6 protein-coding genes are annotated in these 5,725 nt (G+C 45.1%); 2 read left to right on the forward strand and 4 right to left on the reverse strand.

From position 1 onward, the window contains the following. Positions 1-17 precede the first annotated feature (17 nt). Together B2Z67_RS07065 and B2Z67_RS07070 are read right to left on the reverse strand one after the other, a co-directional pair. Positions 18-1,787 (reverse strand): helix-turn-helix domain-containing protein, encoded by a 1,770-nt coding sequence (locus B2Z67_RS07065; protein WP_291529116.1) that lies wholly within the window; start codon positions 1,785-1,787, stop codon positions 18-20. A gap of 283 nt (positions 1,788-2,070) precedes the next feature. After that, the gene (locus tag B2Z67_RS07070) at positions 2,071-2,388 is read right to left on the reverse strand and encodes an MGMT family protein (RefSeq protein WP_291529121.1); all 318 of its coding nucleotides are present in this window, start codon (positions 2,386-2,388) and stop codon (positions 2,071-2,073) included. A gap of 91 nt (positions 2,389-2,479) precedes the next feature. Between B2Z67_RS07070 and B2Z67_RS07075 the strand changes: the two genes are divergently transcribed. Together B2Z67_RS07075 and B2Z67_RS07080 are read left to right on the forward strand one after the other, a co-directional pair. Next, positions 2,480-3,175 (forward strand): hypothetical protein, encoded by a 696-nt coding sequence (locus B2Z67_RS07075; RefSeq protein ID WP_291529117.1) that lies wholly within the window; start codon positions 2,480-2,482, stop codon positions 3,173-3,175. A 49-nt stretch (positions 3,176-3,224) separates the two neighbouring features. After that, positions 3,225-3,518 (forward strand): nitrous oxide-stimulated promoter family protein, encoded by a 294-nt coding sequence (locus B2Z67_RS07080; RefSeq protein ID WP_291529118.1) that lies wholly within the window; start codon positions 3,225-3,227, stop codon positions 3,516-3,518. A 2-nt stretch (positions 3,519-3,520) separates the two neighbouring features. Here B2Z67_RS07080 and B2Z67_RS07085 read toward each other — a convergent pair whose 3' ends face one another. Continuing rightward, entirely contained in the window at positions 3,521-4,291 is a 771-nt protein-coding gene (locus tag B2Z67_RS07085; protein WP_291529119.1) for a TIGR03915 family putative DNA repair protein, read from the reverse strand. 3 nt (positions 4,292-4,294) lie between these two features. Next, on the reverse strand, positions 4,295-5,560 hold the full coding sequence (locus tag B2Z67_RS07090; protein ID WP_291529120.1) for a putative DNA modification/repair radical SAM protein: 1,266 nt from the start codon (positions 5,558-5,560) through the stop codon (positions 4,295-4,297). Between the last annotated feature and the right edge of the window lie 165 nt (positions 5,561-5,725).

Below are 5,725 nucleotides of genomic sequence, written 5' to 3' on the forward strand. Positions count from 1 at the left end.
CAAAATTTAAACAGGCTCTAAACCGATTGTGATTCTCCCAGTTTCCGGTATTCCGACGGACTGATGCCGTACTGTTTGCGGAACAAACGATAGAAAGTACTCGGTATATTGAAACCGCAACTGAAAGCTATCGCCTCAATCGTCAATTCGGGATGACGGTCGAGCATCTTGCGCGCCTCCTCTATCTTCATGGCACGCATATACTCCATCGGAGATTGCCCCGTAACGGCATTCACCGCCTCGGTAAGGGTATTTCTATTGGTACTGAGCACGGAAGTGATTTCGTCGCGATTCATATCGGCATCCAAAAGATGATCGCCGGAAAGCAGATACTCACGCAAGCGGGCAACCAGGTGGTATTGCCCATCGGTAGCCATATCAGCGGGAGCGGCAGTTTCGGCGGGAACTTCCAACGGTTCCGGCTCCCGACAATGCTCCAGCTTGGAGAGTTCGTCTACAAGCTTGTCCTGCTTCTTGATTCGCTCGTACAGTTTGCGGTTCTTGATCGAAATGACCCGGTTATAATAGAAAACACTCGCCAGAAGTAGCGCCAGAATCAGACAAATGCCAAGGGTGAACATGAAATAATAGAAATGACGCTCTTTTTCGGCAATATGCTTTTCCACCTCATAGCGGGTACGCAGTTCGTCGAACCGGGTATTGACCTCCACATTCTTTATACTGTCGTTGGACGCTATGATTTCGTCAAGCAGCCCGAAGGCTTCATCGTTCCGTCCCATCCGGGCAAGAATCTCCATCTTTATCTTCCTTGCGTTATTAAGGTCAAAGTCCGACTCGCGAACATGCGTCATGGCACTGTCTATAGCGGCAAGCGCTGTGCGATAATCGCCGTGCGCCTGCCCAATCAGCGCCTTCGCCCGCAACAGTTCATATTGGGATATGCTGTTGTTGACGCCGTCTTGCAACCTGGCAAGATATACCTCCGCCTTATCGTATTCCCGGCGGTCGATATAGGTATTCATCAATGCCACATGGAGGTTACCCCATGCTTCGGGCTGGGGTCTGCCTGATGCTTTCTCAAAACGCGCAATGGCTTTTTCGTATTCGGGAACCAGTTGAAGGACTTCGTCATAACGTTTCTGCGTACGAAGCGACATGCAGAGGAAAGCATAGGCTTGCGTCAGGATATTGTCGTAGCCGGAAGTTTCCCACAGCAGGCTGATGCACTCCCTGAACGATTCTTCTTCCTCTTTCAATCTCTGCTGGAGATTATAGGTGAGGGCGGTGGCATAAAGCGCGGTCGCCATTCCCGCCTTATCCTTGCGTTCCGAGGTGCGGGCATACATTTTCTCCGCCTCTTTTACCGCCTGCTCATAGTCTCCCTTGAGATTGTAAGCGCTTATAAGTTGCATGTGTATCTGATAATAGAACCGCCATTCCTCGTGCCGGATATAAAAATCAAGATAAGCGGGGGCGTTTTCGATTATCTTATCATATTCGTTGCGGTTGATATGAGAGATAATGATGTTTCCATACACCATTCCCTGCATTTTCACATTGCCTTGCCTGATGGCCTCTTCCTCCGTCTGCCGGAACAAGGTAAGCAGCGTATCCATTTTCCGGTCGTCGGCAATTTCTGTCATATAGAGGTAGTACAGCCGGTTGTATGTTCTCAGTTTGTCGATTCCTTCCGAACTGTCGATAGCACGGCGCAGAGAATCTTTCTGATGTTGAAGAGAGTTTTGTGCCCGGACAGGCAGGATAAATCCCAAAAGGAATACGCACAGAACAGGTAGCAGCGGATGAGTTGCAGATCTAAGATTCATTGTAGCAGGTATAAATGTGTATTTAACACCTGCAAAACTACTAAAATAAATCAATTGGCAAATAAAATCTATGAGAAAATTGCAGGGAAACGCACCCGTTCTTCTTAACCTGAATAATTCATGCTTTAGGAGTTAGAGGAGTTAAAGGAGTTATCAGCCAACAAGTTGGCTTAGGAGTTAAAGCCGATACTAATGTTATATGATTCACGGACTATCGGCTTTAACTCCTTAACTCCTAACGAAGTGATAACTCCTTTAATTCCTACTGTATGAATAATACAAGTCAGAATTCTTGTAGATTTATAATCTCCCAACCATAGACCGCTACATCAACGCACCCGTTCTTCTTAAAGATTATGCCTTCCTTCTCCAACAATTCGCGTTGTTCCGGCCAGAAAGGCGCCGGTCGCCCCAGGCTATTGACTACCCGATGGCAAGGAAGGTTCCGCCCTGCAGGTGCGTTATGCATAGCCTGCCCTACCATACGCGAACATTGGGACTTTCCTACGAGGTAAGCAATCTGTCCGTACGTCAGCACACGCCCCGCAGGAATAGAAGCTACAATACTGTAGACTTCGTTATAAAACACGTCTTTTTTCATGGCGACGAAAGAACTGAAATAAATCATAAATTCCAAATAATAAGATAAGGTTTTTTAGTTCAAAACAAAAAATCGTATCTTTGTGCTATATATGAATAACAAAGACGAGCAATATGGAAAAGCTAAATCAATATCATCGCCAGGTTATAGCAAAGAAAATGAAATCTGTTGCCTACTGGACGAAGCATCCGATGTCGCGCGAGGAGTGCTTGAATCAATTCAAGCGATTGCGGGAACAACGGTTGTTAAGAGAATCCAAATTACAAACCTCGAAAGATTTGCAAGAGACAAAGGCTATTGGATAGAAGATATCAATCAATTAGGAATCTTCTCAGACAGAGGCTCTGAGAATGAAGTCTATTTATCAAAAAAGGACAATGCTATCGTTTATAAACTAAATGACTTCCGTTATTCGGATGACAATCTATCTCAATTTTTTGAACGAATAAAGATTCATAATTTCTATTTTCCGGACTGCTCGTATAAGTTAATAGGTTTTGCCCAAAATCAAACTGGTAAATTCTGTGCCGTACTGTCACAACCTTTCATCGCAGCGATGCGTGAAGCAACAGAGTCTGAAATAAAAGAGGAACTTAACAAAATGGGATTTAAACCGGAATTAGGTGGCGAGTATTTCTCAAATGGCAGATACGATATATTCGATGCCCTGCCTAACAATGTGTTAGTAGGAAACGACAAGCATCTCTACTTCATTGATACAATTATCTACAAAAACCAAGATGGTGGATTTGATATATACAGGAGCCTATCTCCACGATATAAATAATGTCGCGCCCTGACATTGCCATAAATATGAAGAATTAAAACAAAATAACATGTCCCGCATTGAACAGGAAAAGAAAACCGTGGAACAGATGATCCGTCTCTATTGCCGAAAGAAAGAGGGAAACAAAACATTGTGCCCGCAATGCAAGGAACTATTAGTATATGCACATACACGGCTTTCGCATTGCCCATTCGGTGATGGGAAACCAACTTGCCGGCTTTGTAGCATACATTGTTATAAAGCTGAAATGAAAGAACAGATGAGAAAAGTGATGAAATGGGCAGGCCCCAGAATGTTGCTATACCACCCCGTGACGGCTATCCGGCACTTGTGGCAAGAGTAGAACTACTGCTTCTCCGTCATGTGTTTCCAATAACGTACAGGCATATCTTGCTTGTGCTTTCGCGGATTCAACCGTTCTTTGATGCAGATAGCCTTAAAATACATCTTCCATAACTGCTGAAAGAGTTTTTCGTCCTTATCCATCAGCCTTTCATCAAGCATACCGGTAATGAGATGTTTTTCACGAGACCCTTCCTCAAAGCTAACTTGCCGCACCTCTTTCAAATCATAATAAAAACCATACGCCCGCTTGATGTCGTATATCAGCCAAGGCTGGTCGGCAAAACGATCTTTAAAATGATCGATAGCCAAGGGCAATGCATTCTTCTCAGGTTCTACAGCAGCAAAGAATGTGCCGTCCGCAGCTTTTTGAAAGCGAACGAACTGAAGCATGCGCAACCGCTCCCAATCCACTCTTTTCCACATACGGGAGAATTCAAGGACATCAGAATCAGAAAAATTTGTTTCTATAGAACAGGGAGCATCTATCGCCTTGCGGATATAACGGAACAGGAGCATGGGAGTTTCCGGTTCCTCTGCCAGCCAGCACTGCGCCAGGCAGGATAATGCAGAGGAAGAGAGTTTCTTTCCCAAGCCGCGCCATACGCGTTCTGCCTTTTCTTTTTCGGTAATTACCGTGAAAGCATCGTCGTAGAACAGGGGCAAAGGTTCTCCTTCCAACAATAAGATGTCCGGAAATACACGACGGGAATAGGCTTCAAAAACAGAAGTCAGCAACCCTTCAAAGGTATTGTCGAAAAGGAAAATGTTCATATCTCAGTCCTGAAAATCAAGCAACAGTTGTTTTTCATCTACTTTCTTTTTACTCGGCTTCACTATCAGCAAGCCTCGGACAGCCTGTGGTGTCATCTCATTTACCGTCTTCATGGGCAGTTCATTGCAAGTGATGAAGTACTGCGCTTTCTTCATCACCACTCCTATTTTCTTCAGTTCGTAGAAACCCAGTTTAGAGAAACGGCGTGACGCCACAATTAGCCGTGCCGACTTTACTCCGACACCCGGTACACGCAATAGCATTTCATACTCCGCCCGGTTGATGTCTACAGGAAACTGTTCGGGATGGCGCAATGCCCACGACAGCTTAGGGTCTATCTCCAAATCCAAATCAGGATATGCCTCGTCCACTATCTCTTCTACTTTAAATTGGTAGAAACGCATTAACCAATCCGCCTGATAAAGCCGGTTTTCGCGTACCAAAGGAGGTTGTTTCAGAGCAGGCAAACGTGTATCATAAGTATTTACGGAAATATAACCGGAGTAATATACGCGCCTCATAGTGGGTCCTTTATAGAGTGCGGATGAAAGATGGAGAATATCCTTGTCTGTCTCTGCCGTAGCGCCTACAATCATTTGCGTGCTTTGCCCGGCAGGAGCGAAACGGGGCGCATGACGATGTTTCTTCCGCTCTTCCGAACTCTCTAACACTCCCTGCTGGATATAACGCATCGGTGCGTACACACTCTTATGATCCTTCTCGGGAGCGAGGAGTTTCAGGTTTTCTTCTTTGGGTATTTCCACATTAACGCTGAGACGGTCGGCATACAGTCCTGCCTCATTCACCAGTTCACGACTGGCGCCGGGAATGCTTTTCAAATGAATATATCCATTAAAGCGGTGTATGGTGCGTAGATCTTTTGCAACACGCACCAGGCGTTCCATAGTATAATCAGGACTTCGCACAACACCGCTACTCAGGAACAGCCCTTCTATATAATTACGGCGGTAGAATTCCATCGTCAAGTCTACAAGTTCACTAACGGAAAGTGTAGCGCGCGGCAAATCATTTGAACGCCGGTTGATGCAATAGGCGCAATCATAGATGCAGTAGTTGGTCAGCATCACCTTTAGCAAGGAGATACAACGCCCATCCTCGGCAAAACTATGGCAAATTCCCCAACCACCCACGGTATTGCCTACCATACCCGGCTTGTTAGACCGCACGGTGCCGCTGGAAGCACACGAAACGTCATATTTCGCAGACTCTGCCAATATTTTCAATTTATTAAGAACATTCTCGTTCATATCTGCCACTCACTCTAAATTGGCTCAAAAATAGTAAATCGAGGAGAACCACACAAATAATGGATGGTTAAATAAAACGCTTAGCGATAATATCCCTGATGATAATCTTAGCTTGCATTATTCATAAGTGTAAGTACTTCGCTTACTATAAATGAGAATTTAGCG

The sequence above is a fragment of the Bacteroides sp. UBA939 genome (genome assembly GCF_002293435.1).
GTDB lineage: Bacteria > Bacteroidota > Bacteroidia > Bacteroidales > Bacteroidaceae > Bacteroides.